Consider the following 16490-nt stretch of genomic DNA (forward strand, 5'->3'; position numbering starts at 1 on the left):
GAGAATGAAAATGACCGCTGTTTCCACCAATGCGACCTGGCATCAGAAGGCCGAAAAACTGAAGCTCGAAGGAGGGTTGTTCATCGACGGCACGCTGCTGCCGGCAAGATCCGGCAAGCTGTTCGAAAGCATCAATCCGGCGAACGGCGCAGTGATCGCCGAAGTGGCTGAGGGTGATGCCGCCGATATCGATCGCGCCGTTGCATCCGGCCTAAAGGCCTTCAAATCCGGTATCTGGTCGCGAAAGGCGCCGCGCGAGCGCATGGCGATAATGCTGCGCTTTGCCGATCTCATCGAGGCGCATCGCGAGGAATTCGCGCTGATCGACACCATGGACATGGGCAAGCCGATCAGCGAGATGTTGAACGTGGACATTCCGCTTGCGCTTCTCTGCTTTCGTTTCACCGCCGAATGCATCGACAAGGTGCAGGGAAGCGTGGGCGCGACCTCCCCCGACATCCTTTCCTATGTGCTGCGCCAGCCGCTTGGAGTCGTCGGGTGCATCGTGCCCTGGAACTACCCGTTGCTGATGACCGCATGGAAAATCGCTCCGGCGCTGTCGGCCGGCAATTCGGTGGTGCTGAAGCCAGCCGAACAGTCGCCGTTGTCGGCCATTCTTCTCGCGCGTCTTTTCGTCGAGGCGGGAGGCCCCGAGGGCGTGCTCAACGTCGTCAATGGTTTCGGGCCAGAGGCCGGCAAGGCGCTCGCGCTTCATCGCGACGTCGAGAAGATCGCGTTTACCGGCTCGGTCGAGATCGGCAAGCTGATGATGGTCTATTCCGGCCAGTCGAACCTCAAGAAGGTCTCGACCGAATGCGGCGGCAAGTCTCCGCATGTGATCATGGCTGACGCCGCCGATCTCCAGGCCGCAGCCTCCTGGGCGGCCATGGGCATTTTCGGCAACCAGGGCGAGGTCTGCTGCGCCGGCTCGCGCATTCTGGTGGAGCGCAAGATCCTCAAGGACTTCACCGACATCTTCCGCGAAAAGGCCGAAACGGGCTATCGGCCCGGCGATCCGCTGGACCCGAACACCAGCATGGGACCGCTGGTGGATTTCGGCCAGCAGAAGCGGGTGTTGAACTATATCGGCATCGGCAGGCAGGCGGGCGCGGAATGCGTGCTCGGCGGCGGCATTCCGGCAGGGCTGGAAAAGGGTGCCTTTGTTTCGCCGACGATCTTCACCGGCGTCAATAACCAGATGACCATCGCCCGCGAGGAGATCTTCGGTCCCGTCGCCAGCATCATCGCTTTCGATGGTTTCGAGGAGGCCGTTTCGATCGCCAATGACACCAGCTTTGGCCTTGCCGCCGGCATCTGGACCTCGGATCTTGGCAAGGCGCATCGTTTCGCGCGCGATGTGGAGGCCGGGATGGTCTACATCAACAGCTATATGACCGGCGACATGCAGCTTCCCTTCGGCGGCTGGAAGGAAAGCGGCAACGGCCGCGACAAATGCATGGATGCGCTTACATCCTACACCCAGACCAAGGGCGTCTGGGCGACGATCGGATAGGGCGCGAGATCGTCAACGGGCAATCGGCGTTTCCGCATCGTTTACGCGCTGAAACGTCCGGTTTTCACCGCGATACGGAGTTCACGATGTTGCAAAGGCCCGTACGGACAGCATTGTTGGACGTAACCTGGCCGGCTTGAATATCGAAGATCGCGTCGACGCGCACGCCGGCGCCCTTTTGGCGCGCGACCACTCGGAGAGTCTGAATTCTGCCGGACCCTGTGGTTTCCTGATAAGCGTCGATGGCCGAAAGTTCCCGGTCGACTTTGATGCCGGAAAAACCCTCTGCCGCAACGGCTTGGGCAAGCGTTTTCAGAACCGTTGCCGCCTTTGCCTTCGGGAGTTCTTGCCAGGTCTTGTAGCTGACAGCCGTGACCATCGGCACTCCGCTCGTCTTGAAATTGCTTTCGCATGAGGCTGCGTTGACCACGCCGGCCGACATGGCGAAAGCAATCAGCATTCCAACAACTCGTTTCATATTCGCATCCCGAACGATTTTTTGAATGCCGGGAATGTTGCAATAAATACGGTATTAGTAAAGTCAGTTTTTCGCTATCTGGTTGCGCTTGCCCACCACGGAAGATCATCACCGATCCTTGACGCATGGGCAGCGGTCTAGAGCCTGGCAACAGACCCACGCCGCTCGATAGCGCGCGGCGTGGGTCTGTTATCTTGGGTTATGCGGATACTTCCGGTTCCTTGACCGCTTCTTCTCTCGGTATCCGGAACCATGCCACGTAAAGGGCGGGGAGGAACAGCAGCGTCAGGACGGTGCCGATGACGATGCCGCCCATCATGGCGTAGGCCATCGGCCCCCAGAACACTTCTCGCGAAATGGGGATGAGAGCCAGGGTCGCGGCGGCGGCCGTCAGCATGATCGGCCGCATGCGATGTTCGGTTGCCTCGATCACCGCATGCCATGCGCTGACCCCGGTTTCTCGCAGATGCTCGATCTGCACCACGAGGATGACCGAGTTTCGGATCAGGATGCCGATCAGCGCTAGCACGCCCAATATCGCAACGAAGCCAAGCGGTGCATTGCTCATCAACAGTGCGACGACCACGCCGATGAGGGCTGTGGGGGCGACCGCAAAGACCAGGAACAGCCGGCTGAAGCTCTGCAGCTGGATCATGAGGATCGTCGCCATGATGAAAATCATCATGGGTGCAACGGCGGCGATCGGTCCCTGTGCCTTGGCGCTTTCCTCGACGGCACCGCCGACGACGATGGAATAGCCGACCGGCAATGTCTTCTCGAACTGCTTGACCTTGGCGTCGAGCTGGCTGACGACCGTTGCTGGCTGGATCGCACCGACGACGCCGGCCTTGATCGTGATCGTCGGGATGCGCGCGCGACGCCAGATGGTCGGCTGTTCCAGCTCGTAGCGGAAGGTCGCCACGGCCGATAGGGGAACCGCTTTTCCGTTCGAGGCCGGCAATTGCAGGTTCTGGAGCGTTTCGATGGAACCGCGCTCCGCCGTCTGGGCACGCCCGATCACGTCGATCAGGTAGATGTCGTCGCGGATCTGGGTGGTGCTCGATCCTTCGACGATGCTGTTGAGCGCCGTCGCGATGTCTTCGGACGAAACGCCCAGCTGGCGCGCCTTATCCTGGAGAACATCGATCTTGACGACCCGCGCCGGCTCGTTCCAGTCGAAGTTGATGCCGGCCAGCGACGGATTGCTACCCATTACGCCGGCAAAGTCCTGCGCTATGCCGCGGACTTTCTGGATGTCCGGGCCGCTGATCCTGTATTGAACAGGCTTGCCGACGGGCGGGCCGATGTCGAGCAGCTTCACGAAGGCGTCGGTGCCCGGGAAGGTCTTGTTGAGGTAGTCCTGAAGCTCCACCCGCACCTTGTCGCGCACCTCCAGGCTCTTCGTGACGATGACCGTCTGGCCGAAGGTCACGTCCGGCGTCTGAACGTCGAACGACAGGATAAAGCGCGGCGCGCCCTGGCCGACATAGCTGGTCCAGTGGTCGATGCCCGAGTTGTTCGCGAGTTTTTCCCGTTCGAACTGGGCCATTTGCCGGTTCGTCTCGGTAATCGAGCTGTTGTGCGGCAGGTTCCAGTCGACGATAAGCTCCGGACGATCCGATGACGGGAAGAACTGCTGTTGCACGTAGCCCATGCCGAAGATGGAAAAGGCAAATGCAAGGACGGTCAGGGCGATGGTTGCCCAACGGAAGCGCATCGCCGTCGTCAGCAATCGCGAAAACAGCGCGGCAAACCAGCCCTTTTTGTCGTGATGCTTCTTCATGGTCTTGGGCAGGATCGTCACCCCCAGCAACGGGGTGAAGAGAACCGCCACGATCCATGAGACGAGCAGCGACACCGCGATGACGACGAAGAGGGTGAAGGTGAATTCGCCGGCCGAGCTGTCGTTGAGGCCGATCGGAATGAAGCCGGCAACGGTGACGAGCGTGCCGGTGAGCATCGGGAATGCCGTCGAGGTATAGACATAGGTGGCAGCCTTGCGCAGGTCGTCGCCGACCTCCAGGCGCGCCACCATCATTTCGACCGCGATCATGGCGTCGTCGACCAGCAGACCGAGCGCGATGATCAGGGCGCCGAGCGAAATGCGTTGCAACGAAATGCCCAAGTAGGCCATCACCAGGAACGTAATGGCAAGGACGAGCGGGATGGAGATTGCGACCACGAGACCTGCTCGCAGGCCGAGGCTGACGAAGCTGATCGCAAGCACGATGGCAATGGCTTCGAACAGGGCACGCGTGAAGCCGGAGACGGCCTCGTCGACCACGGCCGGCTGGTCCGAGACGCGGTGGACATCGACGCCCACCGGCAGGTCGGCGACGATCTCGTCGACCTTCTTTTCCAAAGCCTTCCCGAATTCGAGCAGGTTGGCGCCCTGCTTCATACCGATGGCGACACCGATTGCCGGCTCGCCGTTGACACGGAAGAGCGAGGATGGCGGGTCGACATAGCCGCGCTTGATGGTCGCGACATCGGTCAGCGGAAAAAAGCGGTCGTTGACCCTGAGGTTGATGGCCCGCAGGCTCTCTTCCGAGGAGAACTGGCCGCCGACCCTGAGCGCGATGCGCTCAGGCCCTGCCTCCACGAAGCCGGATTGGGTGACGGCGTTCTGCGCTTGCAACGTCGAGATGATGGCGGATCGGTCGATGCCGAGCGCCGCGATCTTGCGGGTCGAGAATTCCAGGTAGACGGCCTCGTCCTGCGCGCCGATGATATCGACCTTGCCGACATTCGGAACCGTCAGGATTCTGGCGCGCGCGTCTTCGACGCGGTCGCGAAGCTGCCTCTGGGTGAGGCCGTCGCTGGTGAAGGCAAAGATGTTGCCGTAGACATCGCCGAAGCGGTCGTTGAAGAACGGACCGACCACGCCGGACGGGAAATCGCCCTTGATATCCGCGATCATGTTGCGGACGCGAACCCAGTTATTGTCGACATCTTTGGCTTTTGTCGTCGGCAACAGATCAACGAAGACAGTCGTCTGCCCTGCGACGGTTTCACTATGGGTGTAGTCGAGGGTTTCGAGTTCCTCCAGCTTTTTCTCGATGCGATCGGTCACCTGCTTGGTGACTTCCTCGGCGGAGGCTCCCGGCCATTGTGCCTGGATGACCATGGTCTTGATGGTAAAGGAAGGGTCTTCTTCGCGGCCAAGCCCCATATAGGAAAACACGCCGGCGAGAATGAAGACGATCATGAAATACCAGACCATCGAACGATGTTCGAGCGCCCAGTCGGAGAGGTTGAAGGTCTTCAAAGCTGGTTCTCCTGCGTAAGTTTGACCTTCTGGCCGTCTGTCAGATGATGAACGCCGGCAATCGCGACATGGTCGCCGATCTTGAGTCCGTCGAGAATCCGCACGCGGTCAGGATCGGTAAAGGAGCTGTCCAGGGTGACCGGCTTGCGGGATACAGTTGCGTTTTCCGTGTTGATCACCCAGACATTCGGCTTGCCGTCCTGCATCAGAATGGCGGTCGATGGCAGGGACACGGTGGGCTCCGCGTTGATGACGGCGCTTGCGGTGATGATCGAGCCCAGGCGGAAAGCGTCCGGCGGATTGCTGAGCGTGATCTTTGTCCGTCTCGTCCGCGTGGTTGCCTCCGATTCAGGGGCGATTTCACGCACGATGCCGGTGACCCTGATGGTCGGATCGAGCTGCAGGGAGATCTCGAAGGGCGATCCCGGCTTCAGCCCGTCGAGGCTTGCCTCCGGAATGTCGATGACCGCTTCGCGCACGTCGGGGCGGGCGACCGTGAGGACGGTCTGTCCCGCCGAGACGACCTGACCGACTTCCGCCGAGGTTGCGGTGACGACGCCGTCGAATTCCGCCTTAAGCTGGGCATAGCCAAGCTGTTCCTCCGCCTTCGCCAGATTGGCTTGCGCCTTGGCGACGGATGCGACGGCCGATTTCTGCGCCTGCTCGGCGCTTTCAAGCGCTGCCTCGCTGCCCGATCTGGATTCGGCAAGCGCGCGCTGGCGTTCCTCCGATGCCGAAGCATTGGTCAATTGCGCCTGGCTGTTCGAAAGATCGGCGCGGGCGCTGCGGACGGCAAGTTCGAGGGAAAGCGGATCGATGGCGGCGACCACTTGCCCCTTGGTGACGAGATCGCCGACATTGACGTCGCGCGCGATGACCCGCCCGAGAACGCGGAAACCAAGATCCGTCTCGATCCTCGGCTCGATCGTGCCCGGCAGTTGCAGGCTGACGACCGGCACCGATTTGATGATGGTCGAAAGAACCGGCCGTACTTTCTGCTCGGCCTCGGCGGGTTTGCTGTCACAGGAAGATAACGTCGATGCGGCCAGCAATAGCGATGCTGCAATCAGGGCGTTTCTCATTTCGCAGACTCCTGGGAGCTGGCCACGCGCTGGCCGGCGCGCAGGAATTTGCCACCCTCGGTGACGACGACTTCCTGCGGCTTCAGTCCGCCGCTGACCGCGAATTGTCCGGTCTCATATTCGGCGACCTGAATTTTCCGCAAGGAGACTTCGCTCGTCGCGGGGTCGACGACCCATACCGCTGGCTGGCCGCTCGCCGACGTCATGGCGCTCCAGGGCAGAAGGATGGCTTCCGGCGACGGCTTGCTGAATGTTCCGGAGACGGCCGCGCCAAGCGGCAGGTCCGCGCCATTATCCAGCCCGACCTTGACCTTAATGGTGCCGGTCGAGGCATCGATCGTCGGCGATATCTCCCTGATCGTTGCCGTTACCTGCTTGGGTGTACCGGACAGCAGGGTAACCACGACCTGCTTGTCGGGCTGTTCCTTCAGAAATAGCGATTCGAAGACATTGAAAACCGCGTCGCGCGGGCCGTCATGGGCAAGCGTGAAGACGGATTGCGCCGCCTGCGCCACCTGACCGACCTCGGCGTTGCGCGCCGTGATGATCCCGTCCGCGTCGGCGCGCAGTTCCGTGTAGGAAAGCGCATCCTTGGCGGTCTCAAGCTGAGCCTTTGCGGCTTCCTCGGATCCCTGGGCAGTCAGAAGCGCTTCATTGGCGGAATCATAGGCGGCGCGGGTCGTGACCTGATTCTTGAAGAGGCTTTCCTGGCGGGTCGCGGCGAGTTGCGCCTGGGTAAGTTGCGCTTCGGCGGCCTGGAGGCTTGCCGTCGCAACGTCGACGTCGGCCTGCTGCTCCTCGGCATCGATCTTCGCCAAGAGATCGCCTGCCTTGACCCTGGCGCCGACATCGACGCTGCGCTCGATGATTCTGCCACTGACGCGAAACGAAAGCTCCGATTCGATGCGGGCCTTCACTTCGCCGGTGACGGTTGTCTGTGCGGTGGGTTTGCTGAGCGTTGTCGCGATGGTTCGGACGTTTTGTGACGCCTGTACGGCGGGCGCGTCTTTCTGATCGCAGGACGATAGGGCCAGCGTCAGTGTGAGCAACCCCATGATGGGTGCTGATCTTTTCATACTTCCCCCGAGCTCGGGTTTTTGCGATTGCGCTTGTCCAATATTATTGACTGACTGACTAGTCAATGAAATAATGTGTTACAATCAAGATTGTTATATCATGATTTTCTAAGAAAACGAGGAGGTTGCATGCCGGCGGAAAAACAACTTGGACAGCGGGCGCAACGCAAAGCACAGCGTCCTCAGGAAATTCTCGAAGCCGCCTTTGAGGAGTTCGTCGAGCGCGGCTATGTGGCGACGCGCATCGAGGACATCGCCAGTCGTGTCGGCGTTACCAAAGGGACGATCTATTTCTATTTCGAGACGAAGGAGCGGCTGTTTGAAGAGATGATCCGCCATATCTCCGTCCCGTTCTCCGATGTCAGCGCCGGCGCGAAAAACCTGAGCGGACCCTATTCCTCGAGGATCCGGGCATTTATCCGCCTGTTTTACGATCGTATCGTGATGGACCGGAATACGAGAGAACTGCTGCGCTTCGTTCTCACGGAAGGCTCGCGGTTCCCGCATGTGGTGGACCGTAACCATGATGAATTCATCAAGCCACTCATAGAGGCGGCAAGGGATATCCTTGAAGGAGGTGTTGCTGCCGGCGAATTTCGAAATGCGCCGGTCATCAAGATCCCGGATGCCGCGATAGGGGCGACCATGATGCTGTCCGTATGGCAGATGCTCTTTGCCGATCGCAAGCCGCAGGACGTGGAAGCGTTTTTTGAGGCGCATGTGGATGTCATTCTCCACGGATTGATCGCAAGGGACTGAGCCGGTTGCGAATGAGACGGCTGTCGATCGCCGGCCTTCGAGCAGGACGCAGCGACAGGGTAGATTGAGGATATTCCTGATCAGCCGCCATACCACATCCGCCGAAGCAGCCCGTCGTGACGAACGAACTGGTGGTAGAGGGCTGCCCCCGCGTGGAAAATGAGAAGCCCGACCAGCAGGAAGGCGCCCAGGCCATGTGGCGCGCGTGGCGGATAATCGGTGAAGTTCGGCAGCGCGGCACCGGCTTCGCCAAAGACCGCCGGGGCGGCACCGCTCAGGACCATCATGCCAATGCCGCTGGCAATCATGCCAAGAATGACGATGTAGAAGGCGATATGGACCCAGCGGGCGACGCGCTCCTGCCATGCCGGCGATCCCTTCACCGGAAGCGGCTTCCGATCGAACCGCCACCAGATGATGCGCAAGATGGTGAGAAGCAGAACGGTGATCGCCACCGGAATATGAAAACGCAGGAGACCGGCCTTGGTGGCGGCATCCATGGCATTGGCGGCCCGGAAACCGGAGCCGAGCAGAGCCAGGATCAGAATGGCGCTGATCCAGTGAATTGAGATTGCGACCGTGCCGTAACGATCAGGCGTGCTCTTCATCTCCGTTTCCTTCCAGTTTGCTGCGCATCGCGGCCATGACCCTGCGCATCGTTTCGATGTCCTCGACCTGCAGCCCGTCCGAGAGTTCGTTGGCCCACGGCGCCTGCAGGCGCATGGCGGCGTCGAATGTCTGCTTGCCCTTGTCTGTCAGCACGACGAGTTGCGCCCGCCGGTGATGCGGATTGGCTTCAAAAGCGATGAGCCCATCCTTTTCCAGATCGTTGACGATGCGCTGGACGTTCTGGCGGTTGGCTTCCATGTCGCGCGCCAGCCATGCGACTGGCTGCGGTCGGCCAGCCGTGATGATGGCGCCGAGGATCTGCCAGCGGGCACTCGTCAGGCCAAGGGGGGCAACAAGCCTGTCGCCGGAGGCGAGCACGCGGCTGTTGAGCCTGAACAGGTCCAGCATCAGGTCGGTCAAGGCAGTTGCGGCGGGGGTCAGTTTGGTTTCGCTCATTTGTCACCATATAATCAATTTGACATCATCATGTCAATATATTATCTCTGTCATGCCAGATTGACATCATGTAACCACATCGAACGGAGTATGCCATGTCGCAAATGCGTCCAATGGACCCCTCATTTCCTATCGAACGCCAGGTCGCGGTCGATTCCGCCCCCGTCATCCTCGTGAACGTCTTCACGCTCGATAAGGCGGATGAGCAGATTTTCCTCAAGGTATGGCAGGACGACGCGGCCTTCATGAAGCGGCAACCGGGCTTCATCTCGACCCAGCTTCACCGCGCGATCGGCGAAAGCCCGACTTATTTCAACTATGCCGTCTGGGAGACGATGGCTGATTTTCGCGCCGCGTTCACGCATCCGGAGTTCAGGGAGAAGCTCTCGACCTATCCATCCTCGGCGATTGCCTCCCCGCATCTGTTCCAGAAGATCGCCGTTCCGGGCATTTGCGTGGCTTAGAGCCAACGTCACCCGTAGCGTTGGCATCATCAAGAATGAAATCAACGACGACAGGAGAGAGTCCGATGCGGCTCCTATTCAACATTCTCGCCATCTCCGGCTCCGCGATGTTCGCCGGCGTCATGCTGGCGATCGGCGTGACGCTTGGCGGCTACTGGAAAAGCCTCCCGGCCTCCGACTTTCTTGATTGGTTCAGCCAGAATGGTCAGTTTGTTGCGCGCGCGATTCCGCTCGTGGTCGCCCCGACCCTCATTGGTCTCATCGGCTCTCTCTGGCTTGGCTGGAGCGAGGGAGGAGCACGAGTGTTCTGGCTGGGGGCGATCGCCTGCATCGCGGCTGTTCTGGTGCTCACCCTTGCCTGGTTCGTCCCGAGCAACGGGCAATTTGCCGCCAAGTCGGTGCCTCTCGATCAGGTCTCCGCGCGGCTCGACACCTGGCTCTTGATCCACAATGTACGGATCGCGCTTGCTGCCATGGCTTCGGTGCTCGGCATTCTGGCGGTCGCACGCTGAGAGGCGGGCAGGCCCCAAGTGCAAAATGGCGATGCTAGGCCACTGAAGCTCCCTTTGTCGTCACCAGACCGAAGCCGCTGCGATATTTGGCCGGCGTCGTGGAAAAGCGCTCTTCGAAGGCTTCATAGAATCGTGACAGAGAGCCAAATCCGGATTCGAATGCGACCGCGGCCACTGGCAAGTCGCTGGAGATCAGCAAAGACTGGGCGGTGTCGAGCCGATGGCGGGTGATCGCCTGATTGACGGTCAGCCCCACGGTCTTCTTGAAGATCGACATGGCGTAGTTGGGATGCAGTCCGGCAGCCGATCCGACGTCAACGGCCGATATTTCGCCCAGCGCGCGTTCGGCAATGAAGCGGAGCATCTTTTCCACCCTCGGCAGGCGATCGGGATCCTGGTTGCGCGAGGCTTCGATGGCGGAGCCCTGTTCCCGCAAGTCCTGCCAGCCCTCTCGTGCAATCCGGCGTATGCGGGCGACAAGTTCGTCACGGACGATCTGCTCTAGCTCCGGATCTCCCGATAGCAGCTCTTCGCGCCATTTCAGAAAAACATCGCGGTCGTGTGCCCTGACGCTCAGTGCCTCTATCAACCCGCCACGGAAGACGGCGTCGCGAAAGGCGCCCATGCTGTGCAAGTTGACGAGCACGGACATGGGGACATAGAGACAGACGAAATTCGCCGGCTCGGTGACATCGACGACCTGGTGCGGGATCATTCCCCAGAAAAGGCAGAGCTGCCCTTGCGAGATCTGAAGCCTGCGGCCGTCGAACCAATATGTGATACGGCCGTCCAGGACATAGTTGAGCTCCACCTGGCTGTGCATGTGCGGACCACTCATTCGCCGCACGTCCAACCGTTCGCCGGCACAGAAGCGATGATCGCCGAAGACGACGAGGGGATGGCGCGTCGGGCCATCGTGAACTGGAACTGACTCGTCTTCGATCAGCATTGCAAGAGTCTCCATTGCGGTCGCGATCTTAGAAAACCGGAAACGAACTTTAATATGGCGGTAGAGGTCTACGAATTTGAATGATGAATATCAACGCCGCACATTGGGGGCGATGTGCGCGCTGGCGCTTCGCGCCGCAACAGGTCAGTGGAGGATATACGTGACCCTTTTGAAGAATCTCGGCTCGATCGCATTGAGCTACATGCTGGTCGCCTCGGCGGCTTGCGCCGGTGAAATCGTTCTCAATTCCGACCAGTCGGATCCTGTGCCGAAAAAGGCAATGGAGCAGCTGATTGCGGACTTTCAGACGAAAAACCCTGATATCAAGGTCAAGTGGAACAATTTCGATCACGAAGGCTATAAGTCCGCGATCCGCAACTTTCTCACGGCTACGCCGCCTGATGTCGTTGCCTGGTACGCCGGCAACCGCATGGAGCCTTTCGTCAAGGCAGGGCTTTTCGAAGATGTTAGCGACGTCTGGGCTGCAAACGGCCTGAACGACCAGCTGAAGTCCGCCGCGGCATCGATGACCATCGACGGTAAGAAGTGGGGCGTTCCCTACACCTACTATCAGTGGGGCATCTACTACCGCGCCGACATCTTCAAGGATAAGGGCATTACGCCGCCGAAGACCTGGGACGAGCTGCTGGCCGCCTGCGCCAAGCTGAAAAGCGCCGGCATCACGCCGTTTACGATCGGCAGCAAGGCACTCTGGCCGACGGCCGGTTGGTTCGATTATCTCGATCTGCGCGTCAACGGCTACCAGTTCCACATGGACCTGACCTCCGGCAAGGTGCCCTATACCGATCCAAAGGTGAAGGCCGTGTTCGCCAAGTGGGCAGAGCTGGTGAAGCCTGGCTATTTCCTTGAGAACCATGCGGCGCTCGATTGGCAGGATGCCATGCCGCAGTTCGTTCAGGGCAAGGCGGCCATGTATCTCATGGGCAACTTCGCCGTCGCTCCGATGAAGGATGGCGGGCTGAAGGAAGACCAGATCGGCTTCCTGCCATTCCCGGAAATCACGGCTGGCCTGCCTGCCGCCGAGGAAGCGCCGCTCGACACCTTCCACATCCCGTCGGGTGCGAAGAACAAGGAAGACGCGAAGAGGTTCCTCGCCTATCTGGCATCCCCGGAAGCGCAGACGAAAATGAATGCGACCCTCGGCCAGTTGCCCGTCAACAACCAGTCGACGCCTGCGGACGACAAGTTCCTGAAGGCCGGCTTCGAGCTGGTGTCGAAGGCTCAGGCTCTCTCGCAGTTCTACGACCGCGACGCCCCGGCTGACATGGCCAAGGCCGGCATGGAAGGCTTCCAGGAATTCATGGTGAAGCCCGACAAGCTCGACGCGATCCTGGCACGCCTCGATAAGGTGCGCGCCCGCGCTTACAAATAGCCCATTCCAACAATGACCCGCTGCCGGACGTTCACGACGTCCGGCAGCGTTCTTACTCGCATTTGCATAGGAGCAGACAGTGGGCACGAGCAGCACCGCTCTACCGGGGTTCTGGAAACGCAATCAGCGGACCTTCGCACCCTGGCTCTTTCTTGCACCGGGCGCCCTGATGTTCCTGGTCTATGTGATCCTCCCGGTCTTCCAGTCCGTATGGATCAGCTTTCACGACTGGGATGGTCTGGGGCCAAAAACCTGGATCGGTCTTGGAAATTACGTCGAGCTTTTCTCCGACGACGCCTTCTATACGTCGCTGGAAAACAACATCATCTGGCTCGTCCTCTATCTGCTGGCGGTCCCGGCGGGCCTCGCCGCGGCCCTGTTCCTGAACCAGACCGTTGCCGGCATCCGCATCTATAAATCGCTGTTCTTCTTCCCCTTCGTGATCAGCCAGGTCGTCGTCGGCCTGATCTTCACCTGGTTCTACGCGCCGAATTTCGGGCTGTTCTCGGTGCTGACGGAGGCTTTGACGGGAACGCAGATCGCCATCCTCGCGGATGAGCGCCTGGTGACTTACGGCATTATCGCCGCCGGCCTCTGGCCGCAGATCGCCTATTGCATGATCCTCTATCTGACGGGCCTCAACAACATCAATTCGGAACAGATCGAAGCCGGACGCATGGATGGCGCCAAAGGCTGGCACCTGTTCTGGAACATCGTCCTGCCGCAGCTGCGGCCGGCCACCTTCATCGCGGTGGTGGTGACGGTCATCGGCGCGCTTCGGTCCTTCGACCTCGTCTCCGTCATGACGGCCGGCGGTCCCTACGGATCGAGCCGGGTTCTGTCGTACTACATGTACGAGGAAGCGCTCTCCGAATACGGCTTCCGGATGGGATATGGCGCCGCCATCGCGGTCGTGCTCTTCCTGATCATGATGATCTTCATCACCTTCTTTCTCATCCGCATGCTGAGACAGGAAAGGAATTCCTGATGTTTCCAACACCTGTCCAGAAATCGGCACCATGGGTGTCCACGACCTACCAGATCATCCTGCCGATCGCGCTGATCATCTGGCTGCTGCCGCTGATCGGCGTCGCGGTCACCTCGATCCGGCCATCGGGGGATCTGGCGGCCGGCAATTACTTCGGCATTCCCTCGGGCTTTGCCGGCGTGGAAAACTACACCGCTGTTTTCCGGGACTCGCCGATCGGTCACTACATTCTCAATTCGTTCAAGATCACCATCCCGACGGTCATCGGCGCGGTTGGGCTGTCCTGCCTTTGCGGTTTCGCTCTCGCTGTTTACCGCTTCAAGGGAAGCCTGGCGCTGTTTTTCATCTTCGTTGCCGGCAACTTCATTCCGTTCCAGATCCTGATGGTTCCGGTTCGCGACATGACGCTCAAGATGGGCCTCTACGATACCGTGACCGGCTTGGTGCTGTTCCACGTTGCGTTTCAGACGGGTTTCTGCACCCTGTTCATGCGCAATTTCATCAAGGGCTTGCCCTTTGCGCTGATCGAGTCGGCGCGCGTCGAGGGTGTTTCCGAATGGCGTATCTTCGTCCATATCGTGCTGCCTTTGATGCGTCCGGCAATCGCGGCGCTGTCGGTGCTGATCTTCACCTTCGTCTGGAACGACTATTTCTGGGCGACCGTGCTTGTTCAGGGACAGAGCGCCATGCCAGTTACCGCCGGCCTTAATTCCCTCAACGGGCAGTGGGTTGCCGCGTGGCATCTGGTGTCGGCGGGATCCATCGTCGCTGCCATGCCGCCGGTTCTGATGTTCTTCTTCATGCAGAGGCACTTTATTGCGGGCCTCACTCTCGGAGCGACCAAGGGATGAGCAAGACTGTTATTGCCAAAGCAGGCGCGGTGTCGCTGGCGCTCGGCCTGCCGGAACGCGGCATGCCGGAGATTCTCGGCTTTGGCCGTGGCGCGCTTGCGCCGGAATTCTGGGCCGACGTGCCGCGTTCGAGCCGTGTCAACGGCATGGATATCGCCGTGCCGTCGAATGTTCTCTTGCCTGTCGGCGGGCTCGGCTTTTTCGGCTGGCCGGCGATCTCAGGACACCGCGACGGGCGGGCGTTCATCCTCGAATTCGGGAACTGGCAGGCCGATGAGATCGACTCCGGTGTCGTTCTAAAAGCCGAGGATCCCGTTGCGGAAATCGGGCTGCGGATCTGCATCGAGGCAGGCTCCGCCGAAGTGCTGTCGATTTCGACGTCCCTGACCAACCTCGGCTCCAGCATTTATACCCTCGACCGCTGCATGGCGGCGAGCTTCCTGATGCCTGCCGGTGCGACTGAGCTGACCACCTTTACGGGTATGTGGGGTCGAGAATTCCAGACGCGCTACACGCCAATTGGCGAGGGGCTCTGGATGCAGGAAAGCCGGCGCGGGCGCACCTCGCATGACCGCTTCCCCTTCGCTTTCCTCGAATGCGGTGGCGAGCGGATGGGCTTCCATCTCGGCTGGAGCGGTAATCACCTGATGGCGATCGATACGCTCGATGACGGGCGCAGGCTGGTGCATCTCGGCGAGCTGTTCGAGCCGGGCGAAATACGCCTGGCAACCGGTGAAACCTACGCCAGCCCGACAGCCTTTGCCGGCCCTGACAGCGAAGCTTTCCATGCCTTCGTGCGGGAGAGCGTGATTGCCTGGCCCGGCGGCGAGATGAAGCCCCGGCCGGTGACGCTAAACACCTGGGAAGGCAATTATTTCGATCATCGCATGGACTCCCTGAAGGCTCAGGCGGGTGCGGCGGCGGCTGTCGGCATCGAGCGCTTCGTTCTTGATGACGGCTGGTTCGGCAAGCGCGACGACGATACCACCAGCCTCGGCGACTGGTTCATCGACGAGCGGAAGTATCCTGATGGCCTGAAGCCGCTCGTCGATCATGTGACCTCGCTCGGCATGGAATTCGGCCTCTGGTTCGAGCCTGAAAATGTGAATCCCGAGTCCGAGCTGTTTCGCGCCCATCCCGATTGGGCTCTGCAGGTCGAAGGGCGTCCGCTGCTTCTGTCGAGAAACCAGCTTGTGCTGGATCTGACGCGCCCGGAAGTCAGCGACTATCTCTTCAGATGCATGGAAGCCGTGCTTTCCCAGCATGCGATCGCCTATATCAAATGGGACATGAACCGCGACCTGACCCATGCGGGCGGTGTCGATGGCCGTGCCCGTACCGCGCAGCAGACACGCGCGGTCTATGCCCTGATGGACAGGATCCGGCAGGCGTTTCCGGCGGTTGAGATCGAGAGCTGCGCATCGGGTGGTGGGCGCATCGATTATGGCGTCCTCCGGCATACGCATCGCGTCTGGACCTCCGATTGCACCGATGCCTTTGAGCGGCTCGAAATACAGCATGGAGCCTCGCAGTTCGTTCCGCCCGAACTTCTCGGCGCACACATCGCCGCATCGCCGAACCACCAGACCGGCCGCAGGTTGACGCTTTCCTTTCGGGCACTCGTCGCGCTCGCCTATCATCTGGGCGTCGAACTCAACCCGCTGACCCTCGAAGCAGAGGAAAAGCAGGAGCTCGAAGGCTGGATCGCGCTCCACAAGAGCCTGCGCCCGCTTCTGCATGCGCCCGGCAAGCAGTTCCGCCTGTCGCCGCTTGATGGTCGCTACGTCTGGGGTGCTGCGGACGAGAGCCGTATCGTGGCCTTCGTCGCGCAAGGCCCGCAAATGGTCGGTGAGCAGCCGGCACCGGTTCGCCTGCCGGTGAGCGGTGACGGTGCCGGCAAATGGCGTGTGAAGGCGATCCATCCCGCCGAGCCGGAGTTCATCCGGATATCGGAAGGACAACAGCGGCTTCTGAACGGCGAATTGACCTTCAGCCTCGATACGCTCCGGCATGTCGGCTTACCGCTGCCGATGCTTCGGCCCGAGAGCGGGCTTCTTCTTGAATTCGAACCAGTGACGGGAGACTAAGTCTC

15 protein-coding genes are annotated in these 16490 nt (G+C 60.4%); 8 read left to right on the forward strand and 7 right to left on the reverse strand.

All coding sequences use genetic code 11. The features are described from left to right. Nucleotides 1–10 precede the first annotated feature (10 nt). Nucleotides 11–1513 (forward strand): aldehyde dehydrogenase, encoded by a 1503-nt coding sequence (locus AC1RO0_RS27455; RefSeq protein WP_498595719.1) that lies wholly within the window; start codon nucleotides 11–13, stop codon nucleotides 1511–1513. Nucleotides 1514–1577: 64 nt separating this feature from the next. Here AC1RO0_RS27455 and AC1RO0_RS27460 read toward each other — a convergent pair whose 3' ends face one another. From AC1RO0_RS27460 to AC1RO0_RS27475, 4 genes are all read right to left on the reverse strand, one after another. Continuing rightward, entirely contained in the window at nucleotides 1578–1991 is a 414-nt protein-coding gene (locus AC1RO0_RS27460) for a hypothetical protein (protein WP_498595720.1), read from the reverse strand. Nucleotides 1992–2190: 199 nt separating this feature from the next. Next, nucleotides 2191–5259: an efflux RND transporter permease subunit gene (locus AC1RO0_RS27465; RefSeq protein ID WP_498595721.1), complete on the reverse strand. Its 3069-nt coding sequence runs from the start codon at nucleotides 5257–5259 to the stop codon at nucleotides 2191–2193. After that, nucleotides 5256–6341, reverse strand: coding sequence for an efflux RND transporter periplasmic adaptor subunit (locus AC1RO0_RS27470; RefSeq protein WP_498595722.1), 1086 nt, complete (start codon nucleotides 6339–6341; stop codon nucleotides 5256–5258). The genes AC1RO0_RS27465 and AC1RO0_RS27470 overlap by 4 nt, the downstream gene beginning before the upstream one ends. After that, a complete protein-coding gene (locus AC1RO0_RS27475; RefSeq protein WP_498595723.1) occupies nucleotides 6338–7417 on the reverse strand; it encodes an efflux RND transporter periplasmic adaptor subunit in 1080 nt (359 codons plus the stop codon). The genes AC1RO0_RS27470 and AC1RO0_RS27475 overlap by 4 nt, the downstream gene beginning before the upstream one ends. A 129-nt stretch (nucleotides 7418–7546) precedes the next feature. Here AC1RO0_RS27475 and AC1RO0_RS27480 point away from each other — a divergent pair, with 129 nt between their 5' ends. Further along, nucleotides 7547–8176 (forward strand): TetR/AcrR family transcriptional regulator, encoded by a 630-nt coding sequence (locus tag AC1RO0_RS27480; RefSeq protein WP_498595745.1) that lies wholly within the window; start codon nucleotides 7547–7549, stop codon nucleotides 8174–8176. Between the two features lie 80 nt (nucleotides 8177–8256). Here the strand turns inward: AC1RO0_RS27480 and AC1RO0_RS27485 are convergent, their stop codons facing one another. Further along, a complete protein-coding gene (locus tag AC1RO0_RS27485) occupies nucleotides 8257–8784 on the reverse strand; it encodes a cytochrome b (protein WP_498595724.1) in 528 nt (175 codons plus the stop codon). After that, the gene (locus tag AC1RO0_RS27490; protein ID WP_498595725.1) at nucleotides 8768–9241 is read right to left on the reverse strand and encodes a MarR family winged helix-turn-helix transcriptional regulator; all 474 of its coding nucleotides are present in this window, start codon (nucleotides 9239–9241) and stop codon (nucleotides 8768–8770) included. Before AC1RO0_RS27490 ends, AC1RO0_RS27485 begins: the two co-directional genes overlap by 17 nt. A gap of 95 nt (nucleotides 9242–9336) precedes the next feature. Here AC1RO0_RS27490 and AC1RO0_RS27495 point away from each other — a divergent pair, with 95 nt between their 5' ends. Both AC1RO0_RS27495 and AC1RO0_RS27500 read left to right on the forward strand, forming a co-directional pair. Next, complete coding sequence (locus AC1RO0_RS27495) at nucleotides 9337–9705, forward strand: antibiotic biosynthesis monooxygenase family protein (protein ID WP_498595726.1); 369 nt, start codon at nucleotides 9337–9339, stop codon at nucleotides 9703–9705. Between the two features lie 65 nt (nucleotides 9706–9770). Continuing rightward, on the forward strand, nucleotides 9771–10217 hold the full coding sequence (locus AC1RO0_RS27500; protein WP_498595727.1) for an anthrone oxygenase family protein: 447 nt from the start codon (nucleotides 9771–9773) through the stop codon (nucleotides 10215–10217). Between the two features lie 34 nt (nucleotides 10218–10251). Here the strand turns inward: AC1RO0_RS27500 and AC1RO0_RS27505 are convergent, their stop codons facing one another. Next, on the reverse strand, nucleotides 10252–11166 hold the full coding sequence (locus AC1RO0_RS27505) for a helix-turn-helix domain-containing protein (protein WP_498595728.1): 915 nt from the start codon (nucleotides 11164–11166) through the stop codon (nucleotides 10252–10254). A gap of 202 nt (nucleotides 11167–11368) precedes the next feature. On the opposite strand from AC1RO0_RS27505, the gene AC1RO0_RS27510 reads away from it, so the two are divergent. The 4 genes from AC1RO0_RS27510 (at nucleotide 11369) to AC1RO0_RS27525 (ending at nucleotide 16485) form a co-directional block, all read left to right on the forward strand. Next, nucleotides 11369–12559, forward strand: a complete 1191-nt coding sequence (locus AC1RO0_RS27510; protein WP_498595746.1) for an ABC transporter substrate-binding protein — start codon at nucleotides 11369–11371, stop codon at nucleotides 12557–12559. Nucleotides 12560–12728: 169 nt separating this feature from the next. Next, a complete protein-coding gene (locus AC1RO0_RS27515) occupies nucleotides 12729–13547 on the forward strand; it encodes a carbohydrate ABC transporter permease (protein WP_498595747.1) in 819 nt (272 codons plus the stop codon). Further along, nucleotides 13547–14398, forward strand: coding sequence for a carbohydrate ABC transporter permease (locus AC1RO0_RS27520; RefSeq protein WP_183687572.1), 852 nt, complete (start codon nucleotides 13547–13549; stop codon nucleotides 14396–14398). Before AC1RO0_RS27515 ends, AC1RO0_RS27520 begins: the two co-directional genes overlap by 1 nt. Beyond that, nucleotides 14395–16485 carry an alpha-galactosidase gene (locus AC1RO0_RS27525; protein ID WP_498595729.1) on the forward strand — a complete coding sequence of 697 codons (2091 nt, stop codon included), beginning with the start codon at nucleotides 14395–14397 and terminating at the stop codon, nucleotides 16483–16485. Before AC1RO0_RS27520 ends, AC1RO0_RS27525 begins: the two co-directional genes overlap by 4 nt. Nucleotides 16486–16490: the final 5 nt, after the last annotated feature.

Source organism: Rhizobium sp. GW821-FHT14E12 (assembly GCF_058803745.1).